The following is a 15392-nucleotide window of genomic DNA, read 5'->3' as shown; positions in this document are numbered from 1 at the left end:
CACCGCCGCGCCCGAAGCCCGTCATCAAACCAGAACGGCGCCGGTGTTGCCGATGGCGTCCTTGGTGCTGGCATCGCCCAGCAGCATCTTGTTATGCGGCTCGCCCGACGGGATCATCGGGAAGCAGTTTTCGTGTTTTTCCACCAGACAGTCGAAAATCACCGGGCCGTCATAATTGATCATTTCCATGATCGCATCGTCCAGATCATCCGGGTTGTCGCAATAGATGCCCTTGGCCCCGAATGCCTCGGCCAGCTTTACGAAATCGGGCAGCGCCTCGGACCACGAATGTGAATAGCGTTCGCCATGCAGCAATTCCTGCCATTGGCGCACCATCCCCAGACGTTCATTATTCAGGATGAACTGTTTCACCGGCAGACGGAATTGTACGGCGGTGCCCATTTCCTGCATATTCATCAGCCAAGACGCTTCGCCCGCGACGTTGATCACCAGCGATTCAGGATGCGCCATCTGCACCCCGATCGAGGACGGGAAGCCATAGCCCATCGTCCCCAATCCGCCCGAGGTCATCCAGCGATTGGGATCGTCAAAGCCCAAATACTGCGCGGCCCACATCTGATGCTGCCCCACTTCGGTGCAGATATAGCGGTCGTGGCTTTTGGTCAGCGCCTCAAGCCGTTGCAGGGCGTATTGCGGTTTGATGGTCTTGCCGGATTGGGTGAATTTCAGGCAGTCGACTTTTTGCCATTCGTTGATTTTGCCCCACCATTTGGCCAGACCTTCCTTGTTGGTCTTGCGCCCGCGCGCTTTCCAGACTTTCAGGATGTCTTCCAGAACATGAGCCACGTCACCGACAATGGGAATATCCACCCGGATCACCTTGTTGATTGATGACGGGTCAATGTCTATATGCACCTTTTTGGAATTCGGGCTGAACGCATCAATGCGGCCTGTGATCCGGTCATCAAAACGGGCGCCGATATTGATCATCAGATCGCAATCGTGCATTGCCATATTGGCCTCGTACAGGCCGTGCATCCCCAGCATTCCCAGCCATTTATCGCCCGAGGCCGGATACGCCCCCAACCCCATCAGGGTCGAGGTGATCGGGAACCCGGTCTGTTCCACCAGTTCACGCAACAGTTGGCTGGCCGCCGGGCCGGAATTGATGACGCCGCCGCCGGTATAGAAAATCGGCTTCTTCGCGGTTTCCATCGCCGCGACCAATTCGTTGATCGCGTCCATGTCGCCTTTGAGTTGCGGTTTATAGCGGCTGGTCGAAACCTTTTGCGGCGGGGTATATGCGCCGGTGGCAAATTGCACATCCTTGGGAATGTCGATCAACACCGGGCCGGGACGGCCAGCGGTGGCAACATGAAACGCCTCGTGCAGCGTGGCGGCCAGCGCGTCGGTTTCCTTTACCAGCCAGTTGTGCTTGGTGCAGGACCGGGTGATGCCCACGGTGTCTGCTTCCTGAAACGCATCCGAGCCGATCATAAAGGTCGGCACCTGACCCGTCAGAACCACAATCGGAATGCTGTCCAGCAGCGCATCGGTCAGGCCCGTCACGGCGTTAGTAGCACCGGGACCCGAGGTCACAAGCGCCACACCCGGCTTTCCGGTGGAACGGGCATAGCCTTCGGCGGCGTGAACGGCCCCCTGTTCGTGGCGCACCAGAATGTGACGAATATCGTTCTGCTGGAAAATTTCATCGTAAATCGGTAGCACAGCGCCTCCGGGATATCCGAATACGACGTCCACACCCTGATCCTTGAGGGCTTGAACTACCATTTTCGCTCCGGTCATTTGACGTGTCATGTTTTTGCTCCGTTTACGACGTCACTGTTATTGCCAAAGAAAAGCCCCCGATTTTTGGTCGGGGGCGCATGGGGTACCGTTATGGTGTCCGTTACCGGCCCATGCGCCATTTACCTACGATTACGACTAGCGTGTTCATCTAAAGGCTCCTTCGTGCGTGCGTGACCTTATGAGTGTGCGTGCGCAGCGTCAACCGTCATTCGACGGCAAATATGCCAAAAATCGGGTGAAATCTTTTCGATTATTACCCGAATTTGGAAATCCGCGACATTTTAGTAGGCGTGGTGACGATTCGACGGGTGGAATCGAAATCTTGAAAAGATTTCGGACCACGTTCCTTCAAAGAAAGCGGCACCGGCGCGATCAAAGGCTGACGCCGGTGCCTTGCAAAACCCCGTGTTCCAGCGCGTAGCGGGTCAATCCCGCGGTCGAGGAAATGCCCAGCTTGCGTTTGATATTCTTGCGATGGGTTTCGACGGTCCGCACGGAAATATCCAGGATCAGGGCCACTTCCTTGTTGGATTTGCCCTGTGCCAGTTGCAACAGAACCGTTTGTTCGCGTCCGGTCAGTTGTTCGCGTTGATCGCCGTTCGGCGGGGCCAGTGATCCCTTGGCGCCTGTACACAGATAACGTTCGCCCTGCATCACCGTGTCGATCGCCGTTTTGATTTTTTCCGGTGGAACGTCTTTCAGGACATAGCCGCGTGCTCCGTGGCTGAGCGCGGACGAGATATATTCGGGGCTGTCATGCATGGACAGGATCAGAATGCGGGTGTCCGGGCAGCGTTCCAGCACCATTTCCGTTGCCGTCAGCCCGCCGATGTCCGGCATATTCAGGTCCATCAGGATGACATCCGGGGACAAGCGCTGAACCTGTTCCACGATCTCGCGCCCATTCTTCAGTGCGCACAGGATTTCAATGTCATCATAGGCTTCCAGAATGGACTGAATGCCTTCGGCGACCATCGGGTGATCATCGACAATCACAACTTTGACCGGAGTGTTCATTCGACTGACTTCTTCTTATGGGATGTGGCGTCTTCGGGGGGCAGCAGGTGGGTCAGGGGAACCTTTGCGACAATCTCGGTGCCGGTGCGGCTGCTGGAAATGGTCAGGGTGCCATCCAACTGATCAATCCGTTCCTGCATATTACGCAAACCCAATCCTCCTGGTCCGCCTTTGGTCTGGCGGGATTGTGGAATGCCCTGTCCATTATCCGAAATCCGCAAGGTCGCGCCAGTGCGATGGCCGCGCAGGTCCATCTGCACACGGGTCGCGCCCGAATGGCGTTCGATATTGGTCAGGGCTTCTTGGGCAATCCTGTACAGCGCGATTTTGGATTCCTGATCCAGGCGGTTGCGAAAGACGACGGTGCTGAAATCCGTTTCGATGCCTGTGCGGGCGCTGAAATCTTCGGCCAGAGTTTTGATTGCGGGGCCAAGGCCCAGATCGTCCAATACGCCGGGGCGCAAGTCGCGGCTGATGCGACGCACCTCTTGGATGGCGCCGGACAGGTTGGATATGCCCCGGTCCAATGTATCGGCGGCGCGCGCGTCGCCTTGTGTCAGGCGTCGCTTGGTGGTGTCCAACGCATAGCGCACCCCGACAAGGATCTGGCTGATCCCGTCATGCAATTCCCGTGCAACGCGGCTACGTTCTTCTTCTTGGGCGTCGAAAACACGTTGGGTCAGCGCCTTGAGCTTGGCATCGGCCAGTCGTCTTTCGCGGATATTCAGCGCCATCCCCGAGATGAACACCAGCAGCAGGGCTGCCAGCGTGATCGCCCCAATATAATAGAACGTGTGCTGCACGCGCTGTTCCATCTCGATCCGTGCGGCCTGAACCGAGGCTTTGACATCGTCGATGAACACCCCGGTGCCAATGGCCCATTGCCAGTCCTGCAACCCCAACACATAGGCCACCATTTCGGCCTCTTCCCCGGTTGATGGTTTTTCCCATAAAAATTCATGCCAGCCCGCCCCCTGACGGGCCAGATCAATGAATGTGTCCACCACGGGCGTGCCTTGGCTGTCTTTCAATCCGCGCCAGTTGTGTCCAATATATTCGGTCTGGCGCGGGCTGACCAGATTGGTGCCGTCATAATCATAGACAAAGAAAAAGCCGTCCTTCCCATAGATCATGGCCGCCAAAATCTGGGCCACCTTTTCCTTGGCGGCTTCGTCATCGGGGGCGGCGACACCGTAAATGAAATAGAAACCGTTCCGGGCCTGCGTGACGTAATTGCGCAGCTCTTCTTTCTTGGCTTGCAACATACGCTGTTCCATCGCCAGAATTTCACGTTCCGCCACGCGGTGCGACTGCACCCCGACCATAAGCGCGATTCCGATGACGGACACCAACAGCGGTAAGGTCGCCAGAAGGAACAGCTTCTGGGCATAGGTCGGGCGCAGCGGGAACCAGTGATGCGGCATTGGCGAATCGTTCGGGCGGTTTGCGGGGGCTGTCGAAAGCTGACGGTCACTATCACCCAGACCGTCGCAAAGTGCAAAAGGCGGGAAATGCCATGCTTTACGCAAGGGAAGGCGGGAAAACAACAAAAACTGCGTATTTCTAGGTATTCACATCAAAAAGCGGTCAGGTAATGTGACCATACTATAAACGATCCGTCCGCTTCCTTTGGGGGGCGGGCCTGAAACTGTCTGGGAGGATACCGATGGATCGTCGTTCTTTTCTGAAAACCTCTGCCTTTGGTGGCGCCGCAGCAGCCTCGACGGCGCTGGCAGCACCGGCTTATGCGCAGGGTAAGCGTACCCTGACCATGGTAACGACCTGGGGTCGTGGTCTGGCCGGTGTGCATGACAGCGCGCAATACTGCGCCGACATGATCACTGCTGCCAGCGATGGCAACCTGACCGTTGAGGTGAAAGCCGCAGGCGAACTGGTTGGCGCGTTCGAGGTGTTCGATGCCGTTTCTGCCGGTCAGGCTGACATGTACCACGGCGTTGACTACTACTTCATGGGGCAGCACCCCGCGTTGTCGTTCTTCAGCCAGGTGCCGTTTGGCATGACCTTCCAAGAATACAACAACTGGTACTACCACGGCGGCGGCATGGCGCTGCAAGACCAACTGTATGAAATCTTCGGTCTGAAATCCTTCTCGGCCGGGAACACCGGCCCGCAGTCGGGTGGCTGGTTCAACAAAGAAATCAACAGCCCCGACGATTTCCAAGGCCTGAAGTTCCGTATGCCCGGTCAGGGCGGTCAGGTGCTGGGCAAACTGGGCGCATCGGTGCAAAACCTGCCCGGTTCCGAAGTGTATCAGGCGTTGTCCTCGGGCGCGATTGACGGCACCGAATGGATCGGTCCGTGGGCGGACGAGAAGGCTGGTTTCCAAGAAATCACCAAAATCTATTACACTGCCGGTTTCCACGAGCCGGGCCCGGTTCTGAGCCTGACCACCAACCGCGATGTGTATGACAGCCTGACCCCTGCACAGCAGCAGATCATTCAACAGGTGGCCACCGCGTCGAACCTGTGGACGATGTCGCTGTTCATGGCGAACAACTCGGCTGCGCTGGCCCGCCTGCAAGCTGGTGGCGTGAAGGTCATGGAATTCCCTGACAGCGTGTGGGATGCCTTTGGTGCCGCCGCGAAAGAGGTTGTGGACGCGCCGCTGGACGATCCGCTTTATAAAGAGTGCTACGACAGCTACTTTGCCTCGATCGGTCCGTCGGCTCGTTGGGGTGCCCTGTCGTCGGGGACCTACACCGCACAGCGCAACCGCGTGATGGGGCTGTAATCCGGCCAATCGGTTAAGAATAGCGCCCCCGTTCCCCGGACGGGGGCGCATTTGACTTCGCAGGGCGGGTGTACGCCGCCCCGGATTTCCGATGCCGCAGACGCGCATACCCGACAGGGGCACCGGGCGGCGTCCGATATCCGAACTTCCTGTTCCACAGCAACAGAGGGCTTGAACCATGGAGGAGAGAGGCGGAAGCCTGCTTCTTGGACTAATTGATTTGCTGGGGTGGATCGCCAGCAACTTCGTGATGGCATTCTACAATCTGGGATATGCCGTAACCCATCCGCAGCTTTGGCTGGACTGGTCGGATAAACAGGCCATCATGCGCTTTGTTTATTATGGCGGTTCGGTTCAGTTCTTCTTTGTTGTGATGGCGATTTTCGTTGTGCTGACCATCTTTGGCCTGATTTTCCGCCGCTTCATGTGGGGGATGGTGATCGGGCTGGAGGGCTTTGCCAACACCGTCGGGCGGTTCTTTGCATGGGCCGGTCTGCTGATGGTGTTCCAGCAAATCGTGATCGTGTTCATCCAGCGGGTTTTCGCCCGTCCCGACATGTCCTTTGGCTTCGGGATACCGCTACAGATGGATATTTCGTGGTTCTCGGAAGAACTGAAACTGTATAACGCAATGGTTGTTTGCCTGTGTGCCACCTATGCGTTCGTGCAGGGCAGCCACGTCCGGGTGGACCTGATTTATGCCGGGCTAAGCCATCGCGGTAAGCGGATCGTTGATATGGTTGGCTCGCTTCTGTTCATGATGCCGATGGCGGTACTGACGTGGATGTATGGCTGGTTCTTCCTGTGGCGGCACCTGATTGTGCCGAAACCGTCGGCCAGCGACCAATTGGACCGACTGCTGGCGAAATCCCGCGCGTTGCGCTGGAATGTGGAAACGATCAGCTTCTCGCCCAACGGGTTCAACGGGTATTTCCTGTTCAAGATCCTGCTGATCACATTCGCCGCAATGGTCTTCATCCATGCCGTAGCCTTCTTCTACCGCTCGTTCCTTGAATTCGTCGAAGGCGAAGAAAGCGCGGGCAAATACCTTGACAAGGATACCCTTGGCGAGGGCGAAGAAGCCTACGAAGGCACGCACTAAGATAAAGGGTCCAAGGATATGCTATTCGGACTAGATGGCGTCGAAATCGGCCTGATCATCGTCTTCCTTTGCCTTTTCGGGGGCATTCTGTCTGGTTTCCCGGTGGCCTTTGCCATCGGTGGGGCCGGTATCATTTCGTTTGGGATCATCGCGGCGCTGGATAGCGCGGGATTGTTGATCCATCAGGCCATCGACACCTCGTCGCAGGCCTATAACAGCCTGATTGCGTCGGGGGTAAAGGCCGATGCGATTTCGATCTTCCGATACCCGGAACTGCCGCGCGTGGCGCAGCATGTATTTGAACGGGGCTGGGAAACCGCGCTGGACCGCAATGTGTCCTTTATCGTGAACCGGATGAACGAACGGGTTCTGGCGGGGGCGTCGATTGAAACGCTGCTGGCAGTGTTGATGTTCGTGCTGATGGGGATCACGCTGGAGCGGTCGAAAATCGCGAATGATCTGCTGACCACGATGGCGCGGGTGTTCGGCCCGCTGCCGGGCGGTTTGGCCGTGTCGGTTGTGGTTGTGGGCGCGTTTTTGGCGGCATCGACCGGGATCGTGGGGGCCACGGTTGTGACGATGGGCCTGCTGTCGCTGCCCACCATGTTGCGCAACGGCTATTCGCCGGAACTGTCAACCGGGGTGATTGCGGCCTCGGGGACGCTGGGGCAGATCATCCCGCCGTCCATCGTGATCGTTCTGCTGGGGACGCTGGCAGGGGATCTGTATTCCACCGCACAAGAGGCCCGCGCCGTCAGCGCAGGTTGTACCGATGCTCTGACCTATCTGGGTGAACCGGCTGTGGTATCGGTGGGGACATTGTTCCAGGCCGCAATGCTGCCGGGTATCCTGCTGGCGATGTTGTATGCGGGATATGCGTTTGTTTTCGCGTTGTTTAACCCGAAAAAAGCCCCCGCTGTCGAACTGGGTCATTCCAATCACGAACCGATCAGCCGCCGCGAAGGCTTTACCTGGTTTGTCGGTCTGCCGGTCGCCCTGATTGCGGGGACGATGCTGCTGGCTGAATTGGGCGTGGTCGGCAATCAAAGCACCACCGTATCCGGGTTTTCCGAAGCGGGACAAAATGCCAGCCTGCGCACCAACGTGTCCGCAGAATGTCAGGCGTCGATGATCGACCTGCATGGGCAATCCGCGTGGGATAAAGCCGTGTCCGAACAAAAGGCCATCGACGAAGCCGGTGGCGTGACCGAAGCCAAGAAACTGAGCGAGGAAGAAATCGCGCAGTTGCAGGCGGAAAAGATCGCGAACGCTGCTCCGATCGGGACCGGAATTGCCACGATCATCGTCGTGTTCGGTCTGACCCTGTTGCTGGGACGTGGTGTTGCCCCGTCGGCGGATTCCAAGCCGCTGATCATTGGGGCGTTTGGCCTGTTGCTGATGGCGCTGGTGGATATGCTGCTGATCAGCCCAACCACCTCGGCTGGGGCGACGTTGATCCTGATCCTGATCCCGCTGGTTCTGACGCTGTATGGCAGCAAGGAAGCAGCCGCCCGTGCCGCGAAAAACGAACTGATCCGTGTGGTGTTCCCGCCGCTGGTTCTGATCGTGGCGGTTCTGGGGTCGATCCTTGGCGGTGTCACCAACCCAACCCCGGCGGCCGCACTTGGCGCTGGCGGTGCGGTGATGCTGGCGGCCTATCGCAAGCTTCAGGATCAGGGCAAATCGGGTAAGATCATCCTGTATGCAACTGCGGCCATCGCTGTGATGCTGCTGATCGGGATGAATTTCGATCTGCGGGTCAACAATGATCATGTCACCGCAGAAAGCTGGATTGCCTTCTTTGCTGCATATGGGGCCTATCTGTTCTCGGCTTTTGGTCTGGTCTATGCGGGCTGGGTGCTGTTCACCGCCGGGGTGCTGACCCCCATCGTGCGCGAAACCGCCAAGGTTTCTTCGATGGTGTTCACTATTCTGATCGGATCGCAGTTGCTGAACCTTGTGGTCATCTCTTTCGGGGGGGAACATTATATCCAGCAATTCCTGAAATCGTTTGATAACGAATTCACGGTCTTCCTGCTGGTGATGCTGGTTCTGTTCATTCTGGGCTTTGTTCTGGACTTCCTGGAAATCATCTACATCGTGATTCCGATCGTTGGCCCGGTGATTTACGGCGGTACGTTCGATCCCAAATGGGTCACGATCATGATTGCCGTGAACCTGCAAACCTCGTTCCTGACGCCACCGTTCGGATTTGCGCTGTTCTATTTGCGCGGGGTGGCTCCAGCCAGTGTGACAACGGGCCATATCTATCGCGGGATCATTCCGTTTGTGTTGATCCAGGTGGTCGGACTGGCAATCCTGTGGTTCTTCCCGTCGATTGTGACCATCGTCCCGGCGCTGATCCCGAACTAAGGGGCAGGGGCCGACAGAAAAAAAGAAAGCCGCCTTTCGGGGCGGCTTTTTTGCTTTTGCGGCAGGGGGTGCGGTTGTGTCCGGCGCATGTGGCACAAAAGTGGGAACTGGTTTTCTGTTCCTCGACTATGCTCTAGCGGTCGCGCAAATCGGGAAGGCTGATATTCGCGACCTGTTCGGCAATCGGATCGGTGGACAGCGGGTGCAATTCGGCCCCGTATTCCTCGGCGGGGCGCATTTTTTCCCATTGGCCGCCAACATACAGCTCCAACCCCGAGAATTTGGATTTGTAGCCCATCTTCGGCGATCCCGGCACCCAATAGCCCAGATAGACAAAGGGCAACCCGGCTTCTTGTGCGATCTGGATATGGTCCAGAATGATATAGGTGCCCAGACTGTGTTTTTCGCGGTCGGGTTCGTAGAAGGAATAAACCATGCTGACTCCATCCTCTAGGATGTCGGTCAGGCAGACGGCTACCAAATCGCCGGTTTCCGCATCCGCATATTCCACAACGCGGGTACGGATTTGGGTTTCTTCGATCATCGCGGCAAATTCAAACACATCCATATCGGCCATTCCGCCATCGGCATGGCGGCTGTCCAGATAGTGGCGGAACAGATCGAACTGTTCCTCGGTCGCCCAGGGCGAGGTTGCCTTGCGGGTCAGGCCGGAATTGCGGCGCAGGGCGCGGCGCTGGCTTTTGGTCGGGGTGAAATCCGCCACACGGATGCGCGCAGACATACAGGCCGCGCAATCGGTACAGGACGGGCGATACAGCACATTCTGCGAGCGGCGAAATCCCTGTTTCGACAAGCTGTCATTTAAACGCTCTGCCCCGTCCCCCTGAAGCGCGGTGAACAGTTTCCGTTCCATCCGGCCCGAAAGATACGGGCAGGGTTGCGGCGCGGTGACATAGAATTGAGGGGCCAGTGGCAGGGTATGACGCATCGGAACTCGGTAATATCGGTTTCAGGCGAAACGATAACAACCATTCCCCAACGCGCCAAGGGGTAGATTACGCCCGTGGTTACGCCCTTAGTAGCGGGCCGGGCGGTTAATCGCCACGCTGCCCATGACATGATCGGTCAATCCTTGGCCGCGTTCCGTGGTGGCCATCAGGACCACAGACACCAGTTGCAGCGGCATGATGGCAAAGGATAGGTTCAAACCAACCGTATGTAAAAACGCCTGCCCAAGGTCAAACCGGGCGCCGCTGGCATTGCGAAACTCAATCGCCATCAGCCGCATCCCCAAAGTGGCAGAGCCATTGGCGATGGTGATGACGCGGTACACAAACCCCACAGCGGCCATCAGAAACGGAAAGAAAAACAATCCGGTAAAGGCGGTAAACGGTACAACCAGCACCGTGATCAATGCAATCAGAACCGTGTCCAGAACGAAAGCGATCAGCCGCTTCATGGCGACATCTTCGTAAAATTCGGGCTGGGTCTGGGGATCGGGCAGGTGCCACATGTCGGCGTTCCCTTTGTTGCAAAAGAAGGATGGCCCGGCATGTCGCCGGGCCGCCCGGTATCAGGCGTTTTCGCGGCTGTCCGTGTCTTCGGACCGATCCGCCGATGCGTTACGGGCGCGATCATCCATGAACTGATCGAATTCGGCCTTGTCCTTGGCTTCGCGCAGGCGTTGCAGGAAGGCTTCGAACTGGTCTTGTTCTTCTTCCAGACGTTGCAGGGTATCGGCCTTATAAGCGTCAAAGGCCGAATTGCCCGAGGATTTCATCGCACGAAAGGATTGACGGGCCAAAGGCCCACGGCGGCTGCATTTTTGTCCGAACATTTTTTTGCTCCAGATCATGTAAAAAAGAAGGGCCAGGCCGACCGGCCAGAAGAAAACAAAGCCCAGAACCATAGCGGCGATCCAAGCCCCTTTTCCTTTGCTGTCCAGCCATGCTTCGGCCCGCGTGAACCATCCCAGACGGGGGGCAGGTGCAGCGGGGGCAGAATATGCGGCGGCGGATGTCATCAGGGTCTCCCTTGTCTATGTTGATGTGAATGCGTTTCACATTGAATAGATTGGCACCGATGGGGCGCCTTGCAAGGGTTGATGTAAATCTTTTTTACATTGATCTGAATTACTGCGTGAAATCAGCCTCTTGCGCGCCTGTAATCCGGGGTAGATCGGCTGAATTTAGCTCGAAAATATGGTGCGGGGTGCCTGCTGCGGCCCAGATGGTTTCAAATTCCAACAGGCGCGGGTCCAAAAAGGCACGGATCGGGTTCAGGTGTCCCACGGGGGCCACACCCCCGATGGCAAAACCAGTTTGCGCCCGGATCAGCGCGGCATCCGCTTTGCCCAATTCTTCGCCCGCAACGGCGCTGGCCTTGGCGGCGTCCACCATATTGCCGCCAGCGGTCAGGAACAGGATAGCCTCGCCGCTGGTTTCACCGCGAAAAATGATGGATTTGGTGATCTGATCCAACGCGCATCCGGCGGCATCGGCGGCCTGTTGGGCGGTGCGGGCCACGCCCAGTTCCTTGATTTCGGTTTCAATTCCCAGATCGTCCAGCGCCTTGCGCACCCGTTTCATGCTTTTGCTCATACCGTACCTCCGTGATCTTGGCGCACTATTCCCGTGTTTTGCCCCATTGACCAGCCCCCGCCGCCACAGCAATGTGCGGCCATGAATTTCGCATCTCGCATCACCCGTTCGCCGCGCCCTTTCGACCCCGATCGTGGGGCAGAAACCCGCGCCCTGTTTCCTGATTTTGCGCCGGAACTGGCCAGCGTGATTGATGGCACCGCAGGCTGTAGCCCCTATCTGAAATCGCTGATGGAAAAAGAGCGCGATTGGCTGCCCGTTGCGCTGGACAATCCCGAACAGGCGGTCAGTGATGAATTCGACCGCCTGCGGGGAACCGCACCGGATCAGATGCCAAACGCGTTGCGGCAGGCCAAGCGCCGGATTGCGCTGTTGACCGGGCTGTGTGATGTGGCCGGGGTCTGGCCGCTGGAACAGGTGACGGGAACCTTGACCCGCTTTGCCGATCTGGCCAGCGATCTGGCTTTGCAGGTGACGGTTGGCGCGGAAATACGGCGCAAAAAGCTGCCCGGCGCGACCGAGGATGACATCGCCACAGCGGGCGGCATGGTCAGTCTTGCGATGGGCAAAATGGGCGCGTTCGAGCTGAATTATTCCTCGGACATTGATCTGATTTGCCTATTCGACGAAACCCGGTTCGATCGGGACGATTACCATGATGCGCGGGCGGCCTTCGTGCGGGCGACGCGGAAAATGGCGTCTATGCTGAATGACCTGACCGCCGAAGGCTATGTTTTCCGTACCGATTTGCGCCTGCGCCCCGATCCGGCAGTCACGCCCGTGTGCATGGCGATGGCGGCGGCGGAAACCTATTACGAAAGTCTGGGCCGAACATGGGAACGCGCGGCCTATATCAAGGCGCGGCCATCGGCGGGGTATCTGGCGGCGGGCGATGGGTTCCTGAAAACCCTGCGCCCCTTTATCTGGCGCAAGCATCTGGATTTCGCGGCCATTCAGGACGCCCATGACATGCGCCTGCGCATCCGCGAACACAAAGGCACCGGCGGGCGGCTGGTGTTGGAAGACCACAATATGAAACTGGGCCGCGGCGGTATCCGCGAGATCGAATTTTTCACCCAGACCCGTCAGTTGATTGCAGGCGGGCGCGATCCCGATTTGCGTCTGCGCGGCACTGTCGAAGGGTTGGCTGCTTTGGCGGCCAAGAATTGGATTCCGCAGGACGTGGCCGATGTGCTGACGCGGCATTATCGTTATCACCGCGAGGTCGAACACCGCCTGCAAATGGTCAATGACGCGCAGACCCATGCCTTGCCCAAATCTGACGAGGGGTTCAATCGACTGGCCTGTTTCATGGATACCGATGTGGCGGCGCTGCGGGCGGAATTGCGCGACCGGCTGGAACAGGTACATGATCTGACCGAAGGGTTCTTTGCCCCAGATGCCGCGCCCAAATCGGCCCCGGATTTGCCCGAACTGGATGAAACAATCATCCAACGCTGGGCGGCTTATCCGGCGTTGCGGTCTGAGCGGGCGATGACGATTTTCAAACGCCTGCGCCCTGAATTGCTGTCGCGCCTGCAACGGGCGGCCAAACCGGCCGAGGCCTTGCTGGTGCTGGATGGGTTCCTGTCTGGTTTGCCCGCCGGGGTGCAGCTTTTTTCCCTGCTTGAGGCGAACCCGCAACTGATTGATCTGTTGATCGACATCGCGGGAACGTCACCCGCGCTGGCGGCGCACCTGTCGCGCAATGCGGGGGTGTTTGATGCGGTGATCGGTGGCGGGTTCTTTGCTGATTGGCCGGGGCAGGTGGCCTTGGTGGCGGAATTGACCGCGCGGCTGGATGCGGAACCGGATTACGAACGCAAACTGGACACCGCCCGTCGCTGGGCCAAGGAATGGCATTTCCGCATTGGCGTGCATCATCTGCGCGGTTTGATTGATGCTGACCGGGCCGCCCGCGAATATGCCGATCTGGCGCAGGCGTCCTTGTCCGCGTTGTGGCCGGTGGTCGTGGCGAATTTTGCGCTGAAACATGGGGATCAACCGGGGCGCGGGGCGATGGCGCTGGGAATGGGCAGCTTGGGCGCGGGGCGGATCAATGCCGCGTCGGATCTGGATCTGATCGTGATCTATGATGCCGATGGGGTGGAAATGTCAGACGGACGCCGCCCGCTGGCCACCCGCGCCTATTATGCGCGCTTGACGCAGGCAATGGTCACCGCCGTGACCGCCCTGATGGCCGAGGGGCGTTTGTACGAAATCGACATGCGCCTGCGCCCCTCGGGAACGCAGGGTCCGGTGGCGGTCAGCCTGACCAGCTTCCATGATTACCAGACATCCGAGGCATGGACATGGGAACATCTGGCGCTGACCCGCGCCCGCCCGGTGGCAGGGGAAACTGATGTGGCCGTGGCTGTGGAACAGGTCCGCGCACAGGTGTTGGCGCTGCCGCAGGACGCGGTCAGGGTGTTGGGCGATGTGGCGGAAATGCGCGACCGTATCGCCGCCGCCAAAGCCCCCGCCGGGGTCTGGGATGCAAAGATCGGGCCGGGCCGGTTGCAGGACATCGAACTGACCGCGCAGGCCGGGGCGTTGCTGACCCATCACACTGGGCAATCCGTGCATGGGGCGATTTCTGCGGCTGTCGCTGCGGGGCTGCTGAATGCCGCAGAAGGTACTGCGCTGACCGATGCCTATGATTTATGTTGGAAGGTGCAGATGGTTTCCAAGCTGCTGACGGATAAGCCGCTGGACCCCGACGAAATCGGCGAAGGTGGGCGGGGCATGTTGCTGCGCGAAACCGGATTTGACAGCGTGACGGCGCTGCAAGCGGAACTGGAAACCACAACGGCCAAGGCCGGGGACGTGATTTCAACGGTGCTGGCGCGCCCTTATTTAAGTTGATGGAGTAGATAAGATATGATCTCTAACCCATTGGACCCAAAGGGATTGATTCGTGAATCCTTTCTGATCGAAGGGATCAGCGAGTCCGAGTGCCGATCAATCTTTCTGGACTGGGCGCTAAGTTTGCCTGTGGGAACGGACAGCCAACAAGCGTTGGCGGATTTACATGCCAAATATGCGGCCAGTTACCCCGATCATCCGATGACCGAGGTGATGGCGCAAGGCTTGCAGCAGATCACTGTGCCACGCCGCCGTGGCGGATGGCGCAGCAGAACACGAAACTAATCAATATTTTGCGGCATGATCTTAATGTAAAACCGCAGCTTCGGCGGCAAGGGCGCGAATACCGTCCCAGTCACCTTTTTCAATCAGATCGGCGGGGGCAACCCATGACCCGCCCACGCTGCGCACATTGGAAAGTCGTAGGTAATCCAGCGCATTATTGGGACCGATCCCGCCTGTTGGGTTAAACAGGATTTGCGGCAATGGTGCGCCGATGGCTTTTAGCGCGGCGGCACCGCCGGATGCCTCGGCCGGAAAGAATTTTTGCACGGTATAGCCGCGCTCCAGCAGGGCCATCGCCTCGGATGCGGTGGCGGCACCGGGCATCAGGGGCAGATCCGCCGCCTCGCAAGCCTCTAGCAAACGATCGGTTGCACCGGGCGATACGGCGAATTGCGCCCCGGCGGCGCGGGCTTGTTTTGCGTCTTCGGCGCTCAGAACCGTTCCCGCGCCGACAATGCCGCCCGGTATATCGGCCATTTCACGGATGACCGACAGGGCCGCCGGGGTGCGCAATGTCACCTCCAACACCGGCAACCCGCCCGCAATCAGTGCGGTGGCCAGGGGGCGGGCGGTGGCGATGTCATGCACCACCAAAACCGGCACCACAGGGGCGCGCAGGCATAGGGATCGGGTAAAATCGCTGGCTTCTTTTGGGGTTATCATGGAC

13 protein-coding genes are annotated in these 15392 nt (G+C 58.4%); 5 read left to right on the top strand and 8 right to left on the bottom strand.

The genetic code is table 11. From position 1 onward, the window contains the following. Positions 1-24: 24 nt before the first annotated feature. From FN828_RS11860 to FN828_RS11850, 3 genes are all read right to left on the bottom strand, one after another. Entirely contained in the window at positions 25-1779 is a 1755-nt protein-coding gene (locus tag FN828_RS11860) for an acetolactate synthase 3 large subunit (protein ID WP_142493693.1), read from the bottom strand. Positions 1780-2142: 363 nt separating this feature from the next. Continuing rightward, positions 2143-2787 carry a response regulator transcription factor gene (locus FN828_RS11855; protein WP_142493692.1) on the bottom strand — a complete coding sequence of 215 codons (645 nt, stop codon included), beginning with the start codon at positions 2785-2787 and terminating at the stop codon, positions 2143-2145. After that, positions 2784-4211, bottom strand: a complete 1428-nt coding sequence (locus FN828_RS11850) for a cache domain-containing protein (protein ID WP_142493691.1) — start codon at positions 4209-4211, stop codon at positions 2784-2786. Before FN828_RS11850 ends, FN828_RS11855 begins: the two co-directional genes overlap by 4 nt. 242 nt (positions 4212-4453) lie before the next feature. On the opposite strand from FN828_RS11850, the gene FN828_RS11845 reads away from it, so the two are divergent. The 3 genes from FN828_RS11845 (at position 4454) to FN828_RS11835 (ending at position 9014) form a co-directional block, all read left to right on the top strand. Continuing rightward, entirely contained in the window at positions 4454-5539 is a 1086-nt protein-coding gene (locus FN828_RS11845) for a TRAP transporter substrate-binding protein (protein WP_142493690.1), read from the top strand. Positions 5540-5717: 178 nt separating this feature from the next. Continuing rightward, positions 5718-6641, top strand: a complete 924-nt coding sequence (locus tag FN828_RS11840; protein ID WP_142493689.1) for a TRAP transporter small permease subunit — start codon at positions 5718-5720, stop codon at positions 6639-6641. An 18-nt stretch (positions 6642-6659) separates the two neighbouring features. Beyond that, complete coding sequence (locus tag FN828_RS11835) at positions 6660-9014, top strand: TRAP transporter large permease (protein ID WP_142493688.1); 2355 nt, start codon at positions 6660-6662, stop codon at positions 9012-9014. Between the two features lie 133 nt (positions 9015-9147). Here FN828_RS11835 and FN828_RS11830 read toward each other — a convergent pair whose 3' ends face one another. The 4 genes from FN828_RS11830 to FN828_RS11815 form a co-directional block, all read right to left on the bottom strand. After that, positions 9148-9963 carry an arginyltransferase gene (locus FN828_RS11830; protein ID WP_142493687.1) on the bottom strand — a complete coding sequence of 272 codons (816 nt, stop codon included), beginning with the start codon at positions 9961-9963 and terminating at the stop codon, positions 9148-9150. Between the two features lie 87 nt (positions 9964-10050). Continuing rightward, the gene (locus tag FN828_RS11825; RefSeq protein ID WP_142493686.1) at positions 10051-10488 is read right to left on the bottom strand and encodes an RDD family protein; all 438 of its coding nucleotides are present in this window, start codon (positions 10486-10488) and stop codon (positions 10051-10053) included. Between the two features lie 60 nt (positions 10489-10548). Further along, on the bottom strand, positions 10549-10998 hold the full coding sequence (locus tag FN828_RS11820) for a DUF2852 domain-containing protein (RefSeq protein ID WP_142493685.1): 450 nt from the start codon (positions 10996-10998) through the stop codon (positions 10549-10551). Between the two features lie 109 nt (positions 10999-11107). Further along, the gene (locus tag FN828_RS11815) at positions 11108-11575 is read right to left on the bottom strand and encodes a YbaK/EbsC family protein (protein ID WP_142493684.1); all 468 of its coding nucleotides are present in this window, start codon (positions 11573-11575) and stop codon (positions 11108-11110) included. A gap of 81 nt (positions 11576-11656) precedes the next feature. On the opposite strand from FN828_RS11815, the gene FN828_RS11810 reads away from it, so the two are divergent. Continuing rightward, positions 11657-14440 carry a [protein-PII] uridylyltransferase family protein gene (locus FN828_RS11810; RefSeq protein ID WP_142493683.1) on the top strand — a complete coding sequence of 928 codons (2784 nt, stop codon included), beginning with the start codon at positions 11657-11659 and terminating at the stop codon, positions 14438-14440. Positions 14441-14455: 15 nt separating this feature from the next. Further along, entirely contained in the window at positions 14456-14725 is a 270-nt protein-coding gene (locus FN828_RS11805; protein ID WP_142493682.1) for a hypothetical protein, read from the top strand. Between the two features lie 21 nt (positions 14726-14746). On the opposite strand, the gene eda is transcribed toward FN828_RS11805, so the two are convergent. Next, complete coding sequence (gene eda, locus FN828_RS11800) at positions 14747-15388, bottom strand: bifunctional 4-hydroxy-2-oxoglutarate aldolase/2-dehydro-3-deoxy-phosphogluconate aldolase (protein WP_142493681.1); 642 nt, start codon at positions 15386-15388, stop codon at positions 14747-14749. Positions 15389-15392 lie beyond the last annotated feature (4 nt).

This window comes from Thalassovita litoralis (genome assembly GCF_900182725.1).
GTDB lineage: Bacteria > Pseudomonadota > Alphaproteobacteria > Rhodobacterales > Rhodobacteraceae > Thalassobius > Thalassobius litoralis.
The sequence above is the reverse complement of the archived record's forward strand: the minus strand, read 5'-3'. Positions and strand labels throughout refer to the sequence as shown.